The 20,312-nt window shown below is 57.8% G+C and carries 14 protein-coding genes and 1 pseudogene; 7 read left to right on the forward strand and 8 right to left on the reverse strand.

Translation table 11 applies throughout. The annotated features are described in order from the left end of the window. Positions 1-78: 78 nt before the first annotated feature. The gene (locus HMPREF9081_RS04535; RefSeq protein WP_006305842.1) at positions 79-3,870 is read left to right on the forward strand and encodes a phosphoribosylformylglycinamidine synthase; all 3,792 of its coding nucleotides are present in this window, start codon (positions 79-81) and stop codon (positions 3,868-3,870) included. 66 nt (positions 3,871-3,936) lie between these two features. Here the strand turns inward: HMPREF9081_RS04535 and HMPREF9081_RS04540 are convergent, their stop codons facing one another. The 3 genes from HMPREF9081_RS04540 to HMPREF9081_RS04550 form a co-directional block, all read right to left on the reverse strand. Further along, positions 3,937-4,797, reverse strand: a complete 861-nt coding sequence (locus HMPREF9081_RS04540) for a hypothetical protein (protein WP_006305843.1) — start codon at positions 4,795-4,797, stop codon at positions 3,937-3,939. After that, positions 4,790-6,169, reverse strand: a complete 1,380-nt coding sequence (locus HMPREF9081_RS04545; protein ID WP_006305844.1) for an ATP-binding protein — start codon at positions 6,167-6,169, stop codon at positions 4,790-4,792. Before HMPREF9081_RS04545 ends, HMPREF9081_RS04540 begins: the two co-directional genes overlap by 8 nt. Positions 6,170-6,236: 67 nt before the next feature. Next, on the reverse strand, positions 6,237-6,962 hold the full coding sequence (locus HMPREF9081_RS04550; protein ID WP_006305845.1) for a LytR/AlgR family response regulator transcription factor: 726 nt from the start codon (positions 6,960-6,962) through the stop codon (positions 6,237-6,239). A gap of 198 nt (positions 6,963-7,160) precedes the next feature. Here HMPREF9081_RS04550 and HMPREF9081_RS04555 point away from each other — a divergent pair, with 198 nt between their 5' ends. The 3 genes and pseudogenes from HMPREF9081_RS04555 to HMPREF9081_RS13820 form a co-directional block, all read left to right on the forward strand. Further along, on the forward strand, positions 7,161-8,111 hold the full coding sequence (locus tag HMPREF9081_RS04555) for a glycosyltransferase family 8 protein (protein WP_040394520.1): 951 nt from the start codon (positions 7,161-7,163) through the stop codon (positions 8,109-8,111). A gap of 11 nt (positions 8,112-8,122) precedes the next feature. Then, positions 8,123-9,508: a hypothetical protein gene (locus HMPREF9081_RS13815; protein WP_006305847.1), complete on the forward strand. Its 1,386-nt coding sequence runs from the start codon at positions 8,123-8,125 to the stop codon at positions 9,506-9,508. Positions 9,509-9,670: 162 nt separating this feature from the next. Continuing rightward, positions 9,671-10,627 (forward strand): annotated as a pseudogene (locus HMPREF9081_RS13820) (autotransporter outer membrane beta-barrel domain-containing protein); the annotation flags it as partial. 105 nt (positions 10,628-10,732) lie between these two features. On the opposite strand, the gene HMPREF9081_RS04575 reads toward HMPREF9081_RS13820, so the two are convergent. From HMPREF9081_RS04575 to nadE, 5 genes are all read right to left on the reverse strand, one after another. Continuing rightward, positions 10,733-11,833, reverse strand: coding sequence for a metal ABC transporter permease (locus HMPREF9081_RS04575; protein ID WP_006305849.1), 1,101 nt, complete (start codon positions 11,831-11,833; stop codon positions 10,733-10,735). Next, positions 11,826-12,701, reverse strand: coding sequence for a metal ABC transporter permease (locus HMPREF9081_RS04580; protein WP_006305850.1), 876 nt, complete (start codon positions 12,699-12,701; stop codon positions 11,826-11,828). Before HMPREF9081_RS04580 ends, HMPREF9081_RS04575 begins: the two co-directional genes overlap by 8 nt. Positions 12,702-12,706: 5 nt before the next feature. Further along, positions 12,707-13,426 carry a metal ABC transporter ATP-binding protein gene (locus HMPREF9081_RS04585; protein ID WP_006305851.1) on the reverse strand — a complete coding sequence of 240 codons (720 nt, stop codon included), beginning with the start codon at positions 13,424-13,426 and terminating at the stop codon, positions 12,707-12,709. 179 nt (positions 13,427-13,605) lie between these two features. Continuing rightward, on the reverse strand, positions 13,606-14,547 hold the full coding sequence (locus tag HMPREF9081_RS04590; RefSeq protein WP_006305852.1) for a metal ABC transporter solute-binding protein, Zn/Mn family: 942 nt from the start codon (positions 14,545-14,547) through the stop codon (positions 13,606-13,608). A gap of 152 nt (positions 14,548-14,699) precedes the next feature. Further along, on the reverse strand, positions 14,700-16,364 hold the full coding sequence (gene nadE, locus HMPREF9081_RS04595; protein ID WP_006305853.1) for an NAD(+) synthase: 1,665 nt from the start codon (positions 16,362-16,364) through the stop codon (positions 14,700-14,702). A 77-nt stretch (positions 16,365-16,441) separates the two neighbouring features. Here nadE and ybaK point away from each other — a divergent pair, with 77 nt between their 5' ends. The 3 genes from ybaK (at position 16,442) to pckA (ending at position 20,258) form a co-directional block, all read left to right on the forward strand. After that, complete coding sequence (ybaK, locus tag HMPREF9081_RS04600; RefSeq protein ID WP_006305854.1) at positions 16,442-16,927, forward strand: Cys-tRNA(Pro) deacylase; 486 nt, start codon at positions 16,442-16,444, stop codon at positions 16,925-16,927. 59 nt (positions 16,928-16,986) lie between these two features. Further along, positions 16,987-18,477, forward strand: a complete 1,491-nt coding sequence (thrC, locus tag HMPREF9081_RS04605) for a threonine synthase (protein ID WP_006305855.1) — start codon at positions 16,987-16,989, stop codon at positions 18,475-18,477. Positions 18,478-18,638: 161 nt separating this feature from the next. Next, positions 18,639-20,258: a phosphoenolpyruvate carboxykinase (ATP) gene (gene pckA / locus HMPREF9081_RS04610; RefSeq protein WP_040394526.1), complete on the forward strand. Its 1,620-nt coding sequence runs from the start codon at positions 18,639-18,641 to the stop codon at positions 20,256-20,258. Positions 20,259-20,312 lie beyond the last annotated feature (54 nt).

The following is a 20,312-nucleotide window of genomic DNA, read 5'->3' on the forward strand; positions in this document are numbered from 1 at the left end:
AAGAATCAATCATTGCATATTTGATTAAGTTTCGATAAAATAGAGTATGGGAAACGGAATTAGAGGAGGAGGATTTCTATGGCTGTCAAACGAATCTTTGTGGAGAAGCGGCAGGGGTTCTTCGATATCCCCGCGCAGCGACTCTGCAGCGATCTGGTGGAGACGTTCCGCCTGACAGAGCTGCGTGCCGTACGCATCATCACACGCTATGACATAGAGGGGCTGAGCGATGAGGAGTTTGCTCGGGTACGGAACATCGTCTTTGCCGATCCACCGGTGGATACGGTCTATGAGGACGCACTGCCGGTCTTTCCCGATGCACACATATTCGCGATCGAGCCGCTGCCGGGGCAGTTCGATCCGACGGCGGCGGCGGCGGCAGAGTGCGTGCAGCTTGTGACGCAAGGAGAGCGGCCCGATGTGCGCACGGCGCGCGTCATCGCCCTGATTGGCAAGGTGGAGACCAGAGTCTATGAGCAAATCAAGGCGTATCTGATCAATACCGTGGAGAGCCGCGAGGCATCCCTTGCGATCCCTGCGACGCTTGAGAGCCGGGTTGCTATGCCGACGGACGTGGAGGTTCTCGCGCAGTTCAACGGATTCTCACGCGTCGAGCTCGAACGTTTCCATGCCGCACACGGCTTTGCGATGAGCGAGGAAGATCTCGAATTCGTTCAGCAGTATTTTCGCGATACGGAGCACCGTGCACCGACGATCACGGAGCTGCGCGTGATCGACACCTACTGGTCGGATCACTGCCGTCACACGACGTTCACCACGGCGATTGACTCGGTGAATATCGAAAATGGATTCTTTTCCATGCCGATCATTGAGAGCTATCAGCGCTACATGGACGACCGCAAGGTGCTCTATCAGGGCGGCAAGCAGCGCGATATGACGCTGATGGACATTGCCGTCATCGGGATGAAGGCGCTGCGCGCCGAGGGAAAACTCGATGACCTCGATGCGTCCGAGGAGATCAATGCGTGCAGCATCCGTATCACCGTAGATGTGAATGGAAAAGATGAGGACTGGCTCCTCATGTTCAAGAACGAGACACACAACCATCCGACGGAGATCGAGCCGTTCGGCGGCGCGGCGACCTGCCTCGGCGGCGCGATCCGCGATCCGCTCTCGGGGCGTTCGTATGTCTATCAGGCGATGCGCGTGACGGGGGCGTTCGATCCGCGCGTGCCGATCGAGGACACACTGCCGGGGAAACTCCCGCAGAAGAAGATTACGCTCGGTGCGGCAGAGGGCTACAGCTCATACGGCAACCAGATCGGGCTTGCGACCGGGCAGGTTCATGAAATCTATCACAAGGGATACCTCGCAAAGCGCATGGAGATCGGTGCCGTCATCGGTGCGGCGCCCGCCGCGCAGGTTGTGCGTAAGCGCCCTGTACCGGGGGATGTCATCGTGCTTCTCGGCGGACGCACGGGGCGTGACGGCATCGGCGGCGCGACCGGCTCCTCGAAGCAGCATACGGAGAGCTCCCTGACCACCTCGGGCGCAGAGGTGCAGAAGGGCAATCCACCGACCGAGCGCAAGATTCAGCGACTCTTCCGGAATCCTGAGGTCAGCTGCATGATCAAGCGCTGCAATGACTTCGGTGCGGGCGGTGTTGCCGTTGCGATCGGAGAGCTTGCGGACGGGCTGACGATCAACCTCGACGCCGTACCGAAGAAGTACGAGGGTCTGGACGGTACGGAGCTTGCCATTTCCGAGTCACAGGAGCGCATGGCGGTCGTGCTTGCACCGAAGGATGTTCCCGCATTCCTGCGCCATGCGGACGCGGAGAATCTTGAGGCGACCGAGGTCGCTGTCGTGACCGCAGAGCCGCATCTCGTCATGAAGTGGCGTGGGCAGACGATCGTACACATTGCACGCGCCTTCCTCGCGACGAACGGCGTGCGTCAGCACGTTCGCGTTATCGTTGATCCGCCGAATGAGAGGGCGCCCTATCTGCAGCAGGTGCCACCGGCGGTGAAACAGGTGGGACGCGATCTTGAGGATATGTGGCTCACGAACCTGCGCGATCTCAATGTGTGCAGCCAAAAGGGACTGGGGGAACGGTTCGACTCGACGTTTGGGGCTGCTTCCGTGCTTATGCCGTTTGGCGGAAAGTACCAGCTGACGCCGTCGGAGGCGATGGTGGCGAAAATCCCCGTGCGCCACGGACAGACGAATACGGCATCGGCGATGGCATTCGGCTTTGATCCCGATCTCTCGACGTGGAGCCCGTTCCACGGAGCTGTCTACGCCATTGTCGAGGCGGTGGCGAAGATCGTTGCCGTCGGTGGTGAGGCGAGCAAGGTGCGCCTGACACTGCAGGAGTATTTCGAGCGCCTAGGTACGGAGTCGAAGAAGTGGGGCAAGCCCTTTGCGGCGCTTCTCGGCGCGTTGCGTGCGCAGCATGAGATGGGCATTCCCGCAATCGGCGGCAAGGATTCGATGTCCGGCACCTTTGAAAACCTGAACGTCCCGCCGACCCTCGTCGCTTTCGCCGTTGCGGTCATGCACGCAAACGAAGCACTCTCGCCCGAGTTCAAATATCCGGGCAACAAGGTCATCATGGTGCCCGTTCCGCGTGATGCGCAGGATCTTCCGGTCTTTTCGCGGCTCAATACCAATTTCAAGAAAATACATGAGCTCATTGTCGAAAAGAAAGTGTTCTCTGCGATGAGTGTCGGGCGCGGCGGCATTGCGGCGACCATTTCGAAGATGTGCCTCGGAAACAATCTGGGCTTTAAGTTCACCTCGTTCATTCAGCAGGATGATCTCTTCAAGCCCCTCTATGGAACAATGCTGCTCGAGGTCGCCCCCTCCTTTGACACGACAGCAAACCTCGTGGGAACGGGTGCCATCGAGATTGGAAAGACGCGCGATGTGCCGAGCATCATCACAGATCTGGACACGATTGTGCTCGCCGATGTGAAGGACGCGTATACAGAGCCGCTCGAGAAGATCTTCCCGACCATGATTCCTCAGGTTGTGCGTCAGATCGACCGCCCGACCTATGCGCCGTATACGAAGGGGAAGATCGTGGGCAGCTCCGTGAAGATTGCAAAACCGCGCGTCTGTATCCCCGTGTTTCCGGGGACAAACTGCGAATACGATTCCGCGCGTGCGTGGGAGCGTGTGGGGGCGATTCCCGAGATCTTCGTTGTGCGGAACCTCACGCCGAAGGCGGTCGAGGAGACCGTGTCAGAACTTGCGGCGGCGCTCGCGCGGTCGCAGATCCTGATGCTGCCGGGCGGTTTCAGCGGCGGTGATGAGCCGGACGGCACGGGAAAATTCATTGCGGCGATGTTCCGCGCTCCCGCACTCACAGAGGCAGTGCAGCGTCTCCTGCGCGATCAGGACGGTCTGATCCTCGGCATCTGCAACGGATTCCAAGCACTGCTGAAGCTCGGACTCCTGCCGTATGGCAAGATCACCGATCTCGATGAGAATTCACCGACGCTCACCTACAACAACATCGGGCGTCACGTTTCCCAGACCGTGCGCGTGCGCGTTGCGTCGAACCTTTCGCCGTGGCTCTCGGGGGTGAGCGTTGGAGATACGCATACGATCGCTGTATCGCATGGCGAGGGGCGCTTCTACACCGACGCCAAGACCGTTGCAAACATGCGCATACGCGGGCAGATCGCAACCCAGTACGTCAACGATAAGGGCGAGCCGACGCTCGAACAGCCGTACAATCCGAACGGCTCCGTCAACGCCATCGAGGGCATCACCAGCCCCGATGGGCGCATTTACGGGCGCATGGCGCACGCCGAGCGCATTGGAACGGATATCTGCAAGAATGTACCGGGCGAAATGAATCAGATGATCTTTGAATCCGGCGTGTCTTACTTTATTCGATAAGTTGATCCGGACAAAGAATTGGGGCTGTTGCACAAAGTTTTCTAGCTTCGTGCAACAACCCCTGATTTATTTTATCAATGACTCCTCGCTCAACTGCGCTCTGAGATTGTCCAGATACTCTGTGAGGCGCTCACGGCTGCCCTCGTGTGCGAGCTGCGCGATCACCGTCATGTGATGGCTGAGGTCGTGGCGCATACGGCGTGAGCTGCGCCAGAGCGCGAGCATCGTATGATAGCGTGCCTCCTCGGATTGGTGGATCATCTGTTCGTGAATCTGCTTCGCGTGAAGTGCGTTGCCCTCCTCCGTATAGTGCGTGAGGAGATTTGATACGCGCAGGTATTGGACGAGAGCGAGCGGGAGCAGCAGCCGCGCGGCGATGATCGTCGGCTGCACCGATGTGCCCGACGGGTCAGCGGTGACAGCGAGCGCCACGAGGATCACCTCATATCCGCAGAGATAGATCCAGAGCCGTCGATCGTCTTTGTGCAGCATCGGTGTGAGCAAATGGCGCATGGTGTGCAGTGCGGCGGGCAGGACGAGGAGAAACATCATGGGAACGAGAAGGCATTTCCACAGCCCCAGCGGCAGGCCTTCTCCGAAGAACTGCTCCGCCGCTGCTCCAAGCGTGCTCGCAAGCATCAGAAGAGGATAGACGAGCAGCGTGATCGAGAATACGCGCAGGGGGCTGTCACGTATCACTGCCATCATATAGATGATGGCAAGCGGTCGGCAGAGGAGTGCCGTCAGCGTCATACTCTGCACGGAGGACATCTGAATGAGCTGCGTCAGCGCAAGCAGGAGGACATAGCCGATGATGACGTGTGACCGTGCAAAGCGCAGCCGATCGCGAAAGATATAGAAAATCAAAAGATCGAAGGGCGGGGCGCATACGAGCGTGTGCAGCAGCCGAATCTCGAAGTCACTCATGATGCGTCTGCACCTCCTCATCAGATGTACGCATGATGGCTGCCGTCAGTACAATCGACACGGCAAAGAGATCGTCCTCCGCCGCAATCTCCATCGTCCCATTGTACCGCGCAAGACTTGCGTGAATGCTCTCCATTCCCACACCCCGCTCGCTGTAGCCGCGCTTCGACGAGAGCAGATGATCCTCCGTATCGTAGCGCAGCTTTCCGTCAAAGCTGTTATCCACCGTCAGAAAGAGCGTGTCCGCCTGATGCACGAGCGCAAGCCGCAGAATGCGCGGCACATCACATGGAAGCTGCTCCAACGCCTCGGCAGCATTGCGGAGGAGATTGCCGAGGATCGCCGTCAGGTCGAGCGGATCGATCGGATTCTTCGTGCCGATGTCGATCCGGTACGCCATCTGCACCCCCAGACGCTCAAAGAACGGCTGCCAATACCCGACCAGAATATTGACCGTCTCATTGGCGCAGACGGGGGCATAACGCGTATGAATCGCGGTCGCGGCGTTTCCCATCAGGCGTTCGATGCCTGCATGATCGCCCTTTGCCAGCAGTTCCTGTGCCGTGTCAATCATATCCGCGAATTGTGTGCGAAAGGTGCGCGTGGTACGGTCGTTTTCCTCCATCCGCGCGGCATTTTGACGTGTGATCTCCGCCATCTCCGTCTCCCGTGCGAGTTCCTCGTGCAACGTGCGCTGCCGCAGCCGTTCGTTCATGGCATAGAGCGCCAGTCCGACACAGAAGAATCCGCCGACTGCTCCGCTCAGACGAACAAAGAGAGCCGTATGCGTCCGCAGATCATTGAACGGTGAGAGCAGAATCGTCAGCGCGAGAATGAGCACGCACAGCCACGCAAGCGGTGACCATACGGCATCAAAGGAATCGTCAGCGAGCAGAGGCGCGGCGATTGTGCGCCCATAGTACAGGAGCAGCGGAGTAACAACAGGGAGACAGGCAATCGTGCAAAGTCCGGAGAGAAGGAAGGGAATATCAAAGATCGGATAGGTATCCTCTATGGCGTAGATCACCGTCTGCATAGCGAACCAAAACAGCCCCGGGGGGATGAGGATGCAGATTTGCTTGGCAATCGGCACCCGCGTCATCGCAAGCAGATAGAAGAAGATAAAGAAGAGAAACGGAAAAGCGATGCGCCGTGAAAAGACCGTTACAGCCTCAATCTGGATGATGGCCTCTATCCCGATGAATATGAGCAATCCCGCAATGATTGGCAGCGGAGAAAAACGCAAATAGCGGCGAAAGATATAGAGACGGATCAGATTGGCGGGGAGAACGTGAATGACCGTATAGAATACGGTCACGAGCGGGATGGTAAGCGGATCCTGCAGACACACGATGGAAAGCGGCAGATTCATAAACGAACTCCTATGGAAAAATAGGGGCTGTTGGACGAAGTTGGAAAACTTCGTGCAGCAGCCCCTATCACGTAAATCCTGCGCGCATCTTCTTCAGCATATAGGCGCGGTAGTTTCGTTCGACCTCACTGTTGCGGCGCGTTGCGATAGGGAGACGCGTGCCGTCTGTGAGCAGAATACCGTCCGGCGTCAGTTGGTGGATGTCGTCCATATTGACCAGCAGACTGCGGTGGCAGGAGAGGAACATCGGCAGATGTTCCAGCAGCTCGCGCACGCGTGCAAGCGTCATATAGGGCGTAAGCACCGTGCCGTCCGTCAGATGAAACGAGCAGCGACGCCCATCGGCATCGACGTAGCGAATATTTTCGATGGGGACACGCTGCTCTGTGTAGTCAATCGTGAGCGTGACGGTTGGACGATCCTTCTTAAAGAATGACGTGCGCGCCAGTGCCTCACGGATGCCTGCTTCCGTCATCGGCTTGATGAGATAGTGCGCCGCCGTCACGCCGAATGCCTCGACCGCGTGGTCACGGCTTGTCGTCACGAAGATGATTGCGCAGTTTCTATTGAATGTACGCAAAATCTGTGCCATCCGAATGCCCGTGCATTCCTTCAAATAGATATCGAGAAAGACAATATCGGCACGCGCAGAGGACATATGCGCAAGAAATTTCTTATCATCTGTAAACGCACGTATCATGGGGCGCGGCATATGCTCCCCACAGATCGTGTCAAGCATTGTGCAGAGCGCGTGCAGATCGTTCGGATTATCGTCCAGTACAGCGATTTTCATAGGGATGAAACCTCCTTAACATATTCTATGAAAATCAATACAGATATGCAAGAGTAATTTGAAACATTTTGCGTTCATGACATACTTTCCTCGTTTATGACAACTTTTATTGATATTTCTCTCAGATATGAGAAAATAATAATAGCATAATCTGACTGCTCCTATCATCCTATTGTATCAGAAGAGTGGAGGCAAATGATGCGCTGTGAGATTGCGTTTGGTGTGGACGCGAACTATGTGAAGTATGCGGGGATTGTTATGACCTCCGCTGTTTTGCAGAACGCGGGGGAGGCGATCGGATTCCACCTCGTCTGTGACGGCATTACAGAGGCGGACTGCGATCGATTAGAGGACTTTCGGCGCATATTTCCGAGCGCGGACATTCACATCTATGATGCGCGGGCGAGACTGGATGAGATTCCGTTTCCGAAGGGGATCCCGCGCGAGCGAATCAACCGAAGCGTATTCACACGGATCCTTATGCCGGAGATGGTGCCGCAGGAACTGACGCGCATTCTCTACCTCGATGCCGATACGCTCTGCGTCGGGCAGCTCAGTGAAATGTATGCATATGATCTCGGCTCTGCTCCGGTTGCCGCCGCACGCGAGGGCGATGCCGCCCGCAAGGCACAGCGCATCGGCATGAGGGGAACGGACTACTTCAACGCGGGCGTCATGCTTATCGACCTCGCACGCTGGCGCTCCATGCGGCTGACCGCGCGCGTCCTCGAGGCGTGGCGCACGCATGGTGCATCATTTCCCCTCCTCGAACAGGATGCGCTCAACTGCGCTTTGGATGGGAACTTTGCCGTGTTCACGCAGCATCATGTGCGGCTGATGGATGCCTTTGCGCCGTGGGATGTGGATTTCTCCGCGCAGGATACGATTTGGCATTTTCTCAATGAGGGAAAACCGTGGATCAACTACGCCGACCCGCGCGTGCATGAGCGCTATTGGCGCGTGGTGAACGCCTCGCCGTGGAGTAATCTCACGCCGTCCGAGCCGTGGGAGACGCGCATCGCCTACCTCGCGGGCTGTCATGCCGAGGCGGCGGAGGACTATCGTGCGGCGGCGCACTACTTCCACGCAGCGGCGGAACGGCTGATGCAGTTTTATCTGGAACAGACGAGCATAAGTCCATCGGAATAGGAGTGTTGAACATGAAGACGAATACAGACAGCAAACAGATGCGCCTGAGCGCACAGATCGCCCTTGCGCTTACACTTGGTACGGCATTTGTGCCGACGGCGGCACTCTCTGCGCCGATTACCTCGTCCCGGACCTATACGGCAGATGCGACGGTGTCGGAAGATATCGATATTTCGAGCGGCACAATTACCGTGGAGGGAGTCAATGATGATTCGACAGGACGGTATGAAAACCGCACGGTCGAACTCAAGGGAAGCAGCATCAAAATCCTGAATCCGACGGGCAATATCCTTGCAGCGCTCAGCCGCGGTGACGGCACAATGGATTTTTCGGGGGTTCTGAAGGTCAATCCCGATGGCGCGGGGAAGGTCGAGCTGCGCGGAGATATTCTCGTCACAAAACGTGATAACAGCGATGCTGACACCTATGATAGAGGCGGCTATGTCAAACTCTATCTCAAGGGGGCGGACTCCTACTTTGCGGGCGGGATTGCGGAGGTAAAAGATCCGTTGAACAGTATCATTCCACTGCATAAACGCGGCGGTGTGCTGCTCGACCTCTCGGAGGGCGCGACATGGTACCCCAAGGAGGCTGTGGATTCGTACGCGCTCTTTAACCCGGACAATCCATCGGAGAGATTCGGTGTTTTGCCCGATTGGAGTGAAGATCCGAGCAAACCACGCGGCTTTCATCTGTCGGCAGACGGCGGCATCATCGACATCGCATATGCTGCGCCGAATGTGGCACGTGCAGCTGCTGCAGGTACGCGCACGCTGACATTCAGCAACACAGAGGCAGCGCTGAACGGCGCGACCTTCCGCATCTCCACCGACCTCGCGAATGACAAGGCGGACAAGATTGTTCTGAACGGCATTCTGAATCCGACGCCGACAACGAACAATAAATATAAGCTGCAGGTCGGCTTCGATCCGAAGATGAACGATGCCGCGGATAAGACAAACTATGTAATTGCGCCCACGACGGCGGGCGGTGTTCCCGTACTGGATTCTGACAATACGGGCGACACCGTGGAGGCATCGGAGTATACCGCAAAGAAGGCGGTTGCGGCGGGACTTTTGACGAAGGACTTCAAGGTCAAACCGACCCTCGTCGAGGCGACGGAGAGCGGCAGAAAGGTTGTGCGTGTGACCAAGATTACGATTTCGGATACTGCTCCAACGCCACAACCACAACCGCAACCGCAGCCACAGCCACAGCCGCAGCCACAACCACAGCCACAGCCGCAGCCACAACCGCAGCCACAGCCACAGCCGCAACCACAGCCACAACCACAGCCGCAGCCACAGCCGCAACCGCAGCCACAGCCACAACCGCAGCCACAGCCGCAGCCGCAGCCACAACCACAACCACAGCCGCAGCCACAGCCGCAACCGTAGCCACAGCCGCAGCCGCAACCACAGCCGCAGCCACAACCACAGCCGCAGCCGCAGCCACAACCACAGCCACAGCCACAGCCGCAGCCACAGCCGCAGCCGCAACCACAGCCGCAGCCGCAACCGCAGCCGCAGCCACAGCCGCAGCCGCAGCCACAGCCGCAGCCACAGCCGCAGCCGCAGCCACAGCCACAGCCACAGCCGCCGACACCCGGCCCCGCACTGCGCACGGCTGACCTTCTCATGGATATGGCACTCGCCCAGCTCAGTGCATGGCGCGGCGAGAACAACGATCTGCATCGGCGTATGGGCGCACTGCGTGCGGGTGGAGAGTCCGGCGCATGGGTGCGCGGCTACGGCGGCAGGAACGAGTTCGGCACCTATCCCACCGAGGGCCGTTACAGCGGTGTGCAGGTTGGCATTGACCGCGCCGTTCCGCTTGGCGGCGGCACACTCTTCACGGGCTTTGCCGCCTCAATGATGAACGGCAGTGCACGCAACAGCGATCTCGACGGCAGCTATCGGGCACACTTCTTTGGCGTGTACGGCAGCTACATGGGCAAACGCGGCGATTATCTTGACGCGATCGTGAAATATGGGCGCATGACGAATGATGCGACTGCTGTCTTTGACGGCACGGCATACACGGGCGGCTACGGTGTGAACGGCTGGAACATCTCCGTCGAATACGGACATCGCATCGCCATTACCCCGCATTTCTACTGGACGCCGCAGGCGGAGCTGAATTATGGACACATCGGCGCGGCAGACTACACAATGCGCGCGGGAGATTTGTCGGGCGCACGTATCTCGAACGGTGCCGTCACCACGCTCATCGGGCGCATCGGCACGCAGGTCGGCTATGAGGACGAGCGCGGTTCGGTCTATCTGAAACTCGGCTATCTGCACGAGTTCAAGGCCGACCTCCACATGCGCGCACAGTACGGATCGACCTCTATTGACCGCAGTTACTCGGCGCAGGACAGCTATTTTGAGTACGGACTGGGCTTCACGCGGCGCGTCGGCAGAGCAGATCTCTATGGAGAGTTCAGCCGCACGGCGGGCGCGGATGTCATCAGCGAAAAATGGAAAGCGAATCTCGGCGTTCGCATCGGATTCTGAATCAATCATTTAGGAAATCGCTGATAATTTACCGCATAACGTAACTGCATAACGAAAAGACCGTTGGCGAATCTGCTTTGTCCAACGGTCTTTGTTTTGCATTCTTCAGATATAGTACCGCTTGCACAGCGCCGTGTACTGCGCTGCACCCGCATCGGTGAGCAGGTAGTAACTGCCCTCGCGGTGGAGGAGATGACGGTCGATGAGTTCGCGGCTGACACGGCGCACCTTCGACTCGTTCCATTTCAGATGGTCGGCGATCTCATCCATATGGTTCTCTGCACTCTCCATGTTCTCGGCGGTATGTCTGCCGATATGGAGGAGGAAGAGGTCGCGCTGCATCTGCCGGATGCTCTGCAGGCGGCGGATGTAGGACGTAATCGCGCCCTTGGGGCTTGTGAGCAGGGCGAGCACGTAGACGAGCATATTCATGACGGCGCAGAGCCCGGCAATCGAGGCGTTCATATGCACGGCGAGCGCATAGCCAATGACCGAGTTTACGATGCTGATGAGCAGCGCGAGCAGCAGGGTGTGCGACAGATGCTTTGTAAAGAGCAGTGCCGTCGCTCCGGGCGCAATAAAGAATGAAATGACGAGAATTGCGCCGACCGCGTCGAATGCTGCAACCGTGGTGAGCGAGGTCAGCGACATAAAGGCATAGAAGAAGATGCCCGTCGGGATACCGATGAGACGCGCGTACTCACCGTCAAATGTGGAGACCTTGAGTTCCTTGTAGAATACGGTGATAAACGCAGCGATGACCGCAATCAACCCGCCCATCTTGAGTGCGGAGGCGGCAATCTCCACGCCGCCGATCTCCACCGTGTTCAGCCCCGCGTAGATGACCTCGCCCATCAGCACCATATCGGTATCGAGGTGGGCGTTGCCCGCGTATTTGCTGATGAGAATGACGGCGAGCGCAAAGAGGAGCGGGAAGATGACGCCGATGGCATCGTCGTATTTGACGAGACTGGTCTTGCCGAGGAGTTCGACCAGCGATACCGTGATCACACCCATCAGCGCCGCGCCGAAGAGCAGCCACGGCGAGCCGAGGTCATGCGTGAGGAAAAACGCGAGCACGATGCCGAGCAGTACCGTGTGACTGATCGCATCCGCCATCATGGAGAGGCGGCGCAGGATGAGAAAGACGCCGAGCGGCGCGCACGCCGCCGCCGTCAGGAGAAGTACGAGAAGTGCGTCATCCATGCTCCTGCCTCCGTTTGAGTGTCCTGCCGAGAATCCCCTTCGTCCCGAACAAAATCGAGAAAAAGGCAATCAGCGAGGCGATGAGAATGATGGAGGGTCCCGTCGACATGCCCTGCTCAAGTGTGCTGATGTATGTGCCAACGAGCGCAGAGACCGCACCGATCAGGCTGCTCAGGACGAGGACGCGCGAGAGGCTGTTTGACCATTGATTTGCCGCCACGCAGGGGATGATGAGAAAGGAACTGATGAGGATTGCGCCGACGGCTTTGATTCCGATGCCGATGACGGCAATCGTCATGATGAGCAGCAGGATGTTCAGTAGCCGGCAGGGCAGCCCAACGACCTCCGCATACTCTGCGTCAAAGACGAAGAGTTTCAGCTCTTTGTAAAAGAGCAGGAGCAGGAAGAGGACGACGGCGGAGACAATGCAGATGAGCTGCACGTCCGCCTCAAGCATGTATGCCGCCTGACCGAAGATGTATGTGCCGAGTCCTGCCTGTGAGGCACCTGCGTAGTCGGGATTGCCCTGAATAAAACTCTTGAGCGCCATGCCGAGACCGAAGAAGCCCGAGAGGAAGATGGCGAGATTTGCGTCGAGTCCGAGGCGCTTGTCCCTGTGTGCGAGCTGGATGAGTGTGTAGCTTGCCGCGCCCGCAGCGATTGCGCCTAGGAGAAGGACGACGGGGCTGCGCGTCGCGAACGCCATGTAGGCGAGAATGATGCCGGGGAAGGTCGAGTGTCCGATCGCGTCGCCGATCAGACTTTGCCCCTTGTAGACGCTGAATGCGCCGATGGGAGCAGCAGCGACGGCGAGGATGACGCTGCCGAGCGCGACGATCTGAAAGGTGTAGTTCATCAGAATGTCCATCGTCGTCACTCCTTGAGCCGGTAGGCAAGCGCAAGCGCCGCCTCTTTGTCGAGATTGCTGAGATAGTCGCATGCCTTCACTGTGCGGTTGAGCACGACGAGATAGTCAAAGTAGGAATCGAGTGTGCTGAGGTCGTGATGCACGGCGATGACGGTGCGTTTCTCTTTCTGCAAGTCGATGAATTTGTCCATGATGATGCGCTCCGTCGTCTCATCGACGCCCGCAAGCGGTTCGTCCATGATATAGAGTTGCGCATCCTGTGCGAGCGCACGCGCGATAAAGACACGCTGCTTCTGTCCGCCCGACAGCTCCGAGATCTGGCGGTCGGCGAAGTCCGCCATCTTCATCTTTTCGAGGGCGTCCATCGCTCGTGCGTGATCCTCTTTGCCGGGGCGGCGTACGAGTCCGAGATGGGCGTAGCGCCCCATGAGTACGACATCAAAGACGGTCGTCGGAAAGTCCCAGTGCACCGAGCCACGCTGCGGCACGTAGGCAATCTGCTTGTGGACGGCGGAGAGCGGCTTGCCCCAGAGGCGCACTGCACCCGAGACGGGCTTCAACAGACCGAGGATGCCCTTGAGGAGGGTCGATTTTCCCGCGCCGTTTGGTCCCACGATCGCACAGCGCACACGCGCCGGGATATCGAGGTCGATGTCCCAGAGCACAGGCGTTTCGCGGTATGCCATTGTGAGATCTTCGACGTGGATCACGCTGCTTTGTTGCATTGAGTATCACCTCGCTCATAGTATCTTTACTTATGTAAATGTTGCTGCTGATCGTTCAAAGCGCCCCTTCCACCGCTTACGCGGTCCCCCTCCCCCGTGTCGCACGGGGGAAGTGGCGAGCGCAACGAGCCGATAGGGGCGTTCGTGCAACAGCCCTTTTTCACCTAAGGAGGGCAGTACTACTTCAAATGCGAAACAATCAGATCGACATTGCTACGGTACATTGTGATATAGGTGTCGCCCTTCTGTCCCTCGGGTGCAAGCGAGTCGGAGAAGAGCTCATTGCCCTCACCGCCGACGATCTCCACATCGAAGCCCTTTGTCCTGCAGACCTCCTGCAGCTTCTTCATGCGCTCGGGGTTCGTCGTACTCTCGGCAAAGACCGCCTTGACCTTGTGATCGACAATGTAGTTCGCCGTCTTTTCGATGTCGGCGTTTGCGACCTCGGAGTCCGTGCTGACGCCCTGCGGCGCAATGACGTTCACATGGTAGCGGTGAGAGAAGTAGTTGAATGCGTCGTGCGGCGTGACGAGGTTCCGCTGTCCCTCGGGGATCTGTGCGATCTTCTCCGTGATCTCCACATCGAGCGCATCGAGATCAGCGAGGTATTTCTTCAGATTTTCCTGAATTTCCTTCTCGTGCGCGGGAACGAGTTTGATCAGCTCGGCTGCAGCAGCCTCCGTTGCTTGCTTGTAGAGGGCGACATCGAACCAGAAATGCGGGTCGACGATCTTTTTGCCGTCCTCCTCCATATAGTTGATGTTCGCGTCCGCAAAATTCTTCGTGACGGCGACGCCCTTCTTCTCAAGCACTTCTGCCATCTTGCCCTCGAAGTGCAGACCATGATAGAGGAGGAGATCCGCCTTCTTGATCTTCTCAAGGTCGGCAGGCTGTGCGACGTAGAGATGTGGATCCTCGCCCGCAGGAATAATCAGCTCGACGTTCACATAGTCGCCCGCAAGCTGCTTGGTCATATCCTGTAGGAACGAGGTAGTGACCGTCACAGTCTTCTTTGTGTCTGCCGCCTTATCATTGCCTCCGCCGCAACCGACGGCGATCAGTGCAGTCAGGGCGAGTGCGAGAGTGAGCAGCAATTTTACATAATTTTTCTGGATGTTCATGGAAACACCGTCCTTTCATTTGTATTTAGAATAGCACAAAAATTTTACCTTGTAAATGAGAAATTCTCTCAATTATTTCTTTATGGAAGAGAAAAAGGGCTGTTGCACGAAGTTTTTGCTTCGTACGACAACCACCTGCGTAAGTACCACATTTATTTCTTGAGCAGTTTTTCCTTCAGCGTACGATAGGCAATCGTCTCATAGGCGCCGATCTGGGACTCGGGATGGTCGCTGCCGTATGCACGACCGGTGACGGACAGCAGCGGCGGCGACTGGATGCGCTTGGCGACTGCCATGCCCGTGTAGAGTCTCCACCAACGTTCGAGGTCGGCGATGAAGTCTGCGGTTGTCGGGAAGTACGTGCCGACAAGTCCGTGTTCACATCCGATATGTGCGTCAAGATTCCCTTCTGCGTAGTGTGCAAGAATGTCTTCGGGTGTTTCGTTGTTTTCCGCAAAGGCGCGGAAGAGATGATCGTGATATGGGTAGCGGATGGGATCGCCCTTGCCCTCGTCGACGTTCTGCGCGTCGGAGAGTTCTGCACTTGGCACGATGTCGATGATGCCCTGCGGGATGACCTCTCGTCCGTAGACCGCTTCGTTCAGATAGCGTGCGAGATCGTAGACCTGATACTTCCAGAGGTCGGCGAGTGCGGAGAGGAAGCCTGCCTGATCTCCGTAGAGGGTCGCGTAGCCGACGGTGGACTCCGCCTTGTTCGCGTTGCAGGTAAAGCCCGCGCCCCACGCGGCTGCGACGGTGGAGAGGACGCGTCCGCTGCGGTCGCGCGCCTGTATATTCTCGCGTACAAACGAGGAGATCGTGAGATGTTCACCCTCGGCTGCGGGCTTGCCCATGATGGGGATTTCCGTCAGCTGCGTGACGGTGTGTGCGACGCTCTCTTCGATCGGGACGATCATATGACGGCAGCCGAGATTGTCCGCGAGCTGTGCCGCGAGTCCCTTCGTCGTTGCGGAGTTGAACTGGCTCGGCATATTGATGAGCAGGACATTCTCTGCGCCGATCGCGTCCACGTAGAGGGCGGCGGCGACGGCGGAGTCAATGCCGCCCGAGATACCGATGACGACGCGCTCCATATGGATGCGTGCGAGAAATTTCTGCACGGCGTAGCGCAGCATCCGATGGATGGGAGCGATGGGCGGCTCTGCGTGAGACAAAATGGGAACGGGAAGCGCGTCCGTGTCAACGACGGTTATACCCTCCGTGTAGGCAGGGGACATGGTGACGCGTTCGCCTGCAGCGCTGAATACATACGCTCGACCGGGAAATGCGTAGACCGTCTTGCCCTTGTCTTGAAGTCCGAGGGTGTTGATGTAGAAAATATTTTTTCGCTTTTCGTGTGCTGTCTTGGCAAGGGCGGATGCGCCGAAGCAAATGGGGAAGGGACTCGCATCTGCGGCGAGGATGATGTTCTCGTTCGGCATCTCATAGAGGAGTGGAGCAAACTGATTTCCCGCACCGTGCAGCGGTGAATGTGCGACCTCACACAGTACGCCGTCCCGCGCCTCCATGAGTGTGCGGCGCACGTCCGTGCAGATCTCTGCCTCTGCTGCGTTTCCAAAGACGACGGTGATGCCATCTGCCGCAGCGGCAATCTCCTCGGCGTATGCCGCGCAGTCGCGCAGGAATGCGGGCTGTTTCCACACGCCGCCGAGGAAGAGCCCCGAGAGACTGAGTGCGGGGAAAAGGGCGAGGTCGGCACCCGCCGCCTTTGCCTCTGCAATCTTTCCGCGCATTGTTGCAGCGTTCCGATCGGGACGACCGGGGACGACTTCCATGGAGATGAGTGCAATTTTCATAGTGATGCTCCCTTCCAAACGCGATAGCGTTTGATTTTTATTCCGGCTCAATGGTATAATCCGGAGTGGTGAGTAATATGGCAAAGAAGAAAATTCCAAAGACCAATGCGGCACGTATCTTGGATCGCCTTGGCATTTCCTACGAGCTTCTGACCTATCCCGTCGATGAGAGCGATCTCTCGGCGGCGCATGTGGCAGAGGTGACCGGCATCCCGTTGGAGCGCATCTACAAGACGCTCGTTGTGCGCGGCGACCGGACGGGTGTGTTCATGGCGGTCATCCCGGGTGCGTGCGAGCTCGATCTCAAGGCAGCAGCCGCCACAAGCGGCAACAAGCGCGCGGAGATGGTTCATCTCAAGGAGGTCTTTGACCTCACAGGCTATGTGCGCGGCGGATGTTCGCCGCTGGGGGCAAAGAAGCCGTATCCCGTCTGCTGCGATGAGAGCATCCTGCAGCATGACAGTATCTGCGTGAGTGCCGGACGGCGCGGTGAGCAGCTTGCCCTCGCTCCGTGTGAGCTCGTTCGTGCTGCGAACGCGACCACGGCAAAACTTGTGCGCTGATCTTTGAGAAACCCATGCCATAGTATAGCACAGATGAATCTTCCTGCCCAAGAGAAAGGATGTATACAATGGATTATTTCAGCACGCGCGGTGCGAAGGAACGCGTTTCCTCCGCTGCGGCAATTCTAAAAGGGCTTGCCTCGGACGGCGGGCTTTTTGTGCCGGATTCGTTCCCGCAGATGACACTCTCCGAGATCGAGGCGTTGGTTCCTCTTTCCTATGAGGAGCGTGCCGTGCGCATCCTTCGCCTTTTCCTGACGGACTATACGGAGGAGGAACTGCGCGGCTGTGTGGAGCGTGCCTATGGGCGTACGTTTGACGACGTGCGACGTGCGCCCGTGCGTGCGGTCGGAGATCTTGAGGTGCTTGAGCTGTGGCACGGTCCGACGAGCGCGTTCAAGGATATGGCGCTGCAGCTTCTGCCGCAGCTCATGAGTACGGCACGCGTGAAGGAGGGGGAGCGGGATACAATCCTCATCCTTGTTGCGACATCGGGCGATACGGGCAAGGCGGCGCTCGAGGGCTTCGCCGATGCCGAGGGCATCCGCATCATGGTGTTCTATCCCGACGGCGGCGTCAGCCCCGTGCAGCGCCTCCAGATGGTGACGCAGGCGGGGGAGAATGTCGCCGTTGTGGCGGTGCGCGGCAACTTCGACGATGCGCAGCGCGGCGTGAAGGAGATCTTCGGCGATGCGGCGATGGTGCAGGAGCTCGCGGCGCTTCACACGAAGCTCTCGTCGGCGAACTCGATCAACTGGGGGCGCCTCGTGCCGCAGATTGTCTACTATTTCAGTGCGTATGCAGACCTTCTCGCGGAGAAAAAAATCGCAACGGGTGATGCGGTGAACTTCACCGTGCCGACGGGGAATTTCGGCAACATTCTCGCGGGCTACTATGCAAAGTGCATGGGGCTGCCCGTCGGCAAACTCGTCTGCGCATCGAACGCGAACAATGTGCTCACGGATTTTTTGCAGACGGGCATCTATGACCGCAAGCGCGATTTCTATCAGACGATGTCGCCGTCGATGGACATCCTCATCTCGAGCAACCTTGAGCGTCTGCTCTATCATCTGACGGAGGATACGGCTGAGGTCGCCGCATGGATGAAGCAGCTCACAGAGGTCGGGAAGTATGACGCGAGCCGTCTGCTCCCTGCGCTGAAAGAGAATTTCTGGGCGGCATTTGCGGACGATGCTGCGACGGAGCAGGAGATTCGCGCGGTCTATGAGCGGACGCATTACACACTCGACACACATACGGCAGTAGCCTATCGTGCGGCAGAGGCGTATCGGCGCGAAACGGGAGATACGCGTCCGATGATTGTGCTCTCGACGGCAAGCCCGTACAAATTCGGCGCAAGCGTGCTCCATGCGCTTGGCGAGGATACGGCGGGGATGGACGAGTTCGCACAGATGGAGCGCCTGCATGCGCGGAGCGGGATGGCAGTTCCTCCGCGCCTCGCCGCGCTGCGTACGGCATCCGTACTGCACAAGGGAATCTGCGCGAAGGACGACATGCGTGCGGAGGTCCTCTCCTTCGCTCGTGCATAAGAAGAAATAAGAAAACAATAAAAATTTTTCATGATAAAGAAGGATTTCCGGACTATGTGAAGAATTTTCACAAAGTACGCTGAATCATCTTGTATGATATTGAGGCAATTTTGCCTCACATCAATATAGCCAAACTTTTTTTGGGGAAAGAGGTTATCATAATGGCAAAGATCGATCTGACACAGTACGGCATCACAGGCACGACGGAGATTGTTCACAACCCCGACTATGACCAGCTGTTCCGTGAGGAGCTGCGCCCCGATCTCGAGGGATATGAGCGCGGACAGGTGACGGAGATGAAGGACGCCGTCAATGTCATGACGGGCATCTACACGGGTCGCTCTCCGAAGGACAAGTACATCGTTGATGACGAGACCTCACATGATACCGTCTGGTGGACGTCCGACGAGTATAAGAACGACAACCATCGTGCGACGCAGAAGGCGTGGAACACCGTGCGCGACATCGCGATCCGTGAGCTGTGCAACAAGCGCCTCTTTGTCGTTGACGCATTTTGCGGTGCGAATGTGAATACGCGCATGGCGGTTCGCTTTATCGTGGAGGTTCCCTGGCAGGCGCACTTTGTCACGAACATGTTCATTCGTCCGACGGAGAAGGAACTCGAGGAGTTCAAGCCTGATTTTGTCGTCTACAACGCGGCAAAGGCGCGCGTCATGCACTTCGGCGATCTCGGGCTCAACTCCGAGACTGCGGTCATGTTCAACCTCACGAGCCGTGAGCAGATCATTGTCAACACGTGGTACGGCGGCGAGATGAAGAAGGGCATGTTCTCGATGATGAACTACTACCTTCCGCTCAAGGGCATCTCCTCCATGCACTGCTCGGCAAACACGGACAAGCAGGGGCAGAACACGACGCTGTTCTTCGGACTTTCCGGCACGGGCAAGACTACGCTTTCGACCGATAACGAGCGCCTCCTCATCGGCGATGATGAGCACGGCTGGGATGACGAGGGCGTCTTCAACTACGAGGGCGGCTGCTATGCAAAGGTCATCAACCTCGATCCCGAGGCAGAGCCGGACATCTATCAGGCGATCCGCCGCAATGCGCTCCTTGAAAACGTTACGGTCGATCTCGCAGGTCGCGTCGATTTCGCGGACAAGACGGTCACAGAGAATACGCGCGTTTCGTATCCGATCAATCACATTGAGAATATCGTGCTCGGTCACGTTGCGGACAAGTCCGCCGGACCGCACGCAAAGCACGTCATCTTCCTCTCGGCAGATGCGTTCGGCGTTCTGCCGCCGGTTTCCATCCTGACGCCGGAGCAGACGAAGTACTACTTCCTCTCGGGCTTCACCTCGAAGCTCGCGGGCACGGAGCGCGGCATCACGGAGCCGACACCGACGTTCTCGGCATGCTTTGGACAGGCGTTCCTCGAACTCCATCCGACGAAGTATGCAGATGAGCTCGTCCGCAAGATGGAGGAGCACGGCTCGCGCGCCTATCTCGTGAACACGGGCTGGAACGGCACGGGCAAGCGCATCTCGATTCAGGATACGCGCGGCATCATCCATGCGATCCAAGACGGCTCGATCGACAGCGCACCGACGAAGAAGATCCCGTATTTCGACTTTGAGGTTCCGACGGAGCTGCCGGGCGTTGATCCGAAGATCCTCGATCCGCGCGACACCTATGCAAGCCGTACGGAGTGGGATGAGAAAGCGAAGGATCTCGCTGCGCGCTTCATCAAGAACTTCAAGAAGTATGAGGGCAACGAAGAGGGCAGGGTACTCGTTCCTGCGGGTCCGCAGCTCTAAAATTATCTGCAGCACGGAGGAGGGGCTGTTGCACGAGCGCCCCTATCGGCTCGC

The organism is Centipeda periodontii DSM 2778, from assembly GCF_000213975.1.
GTDB classification, from domain to species: domain Bacteria; phylum Bacillota; class Negativicutes; order Selenomonadales; family Selenomonadaceae; genus Centipeda; species Centipeda periodontii.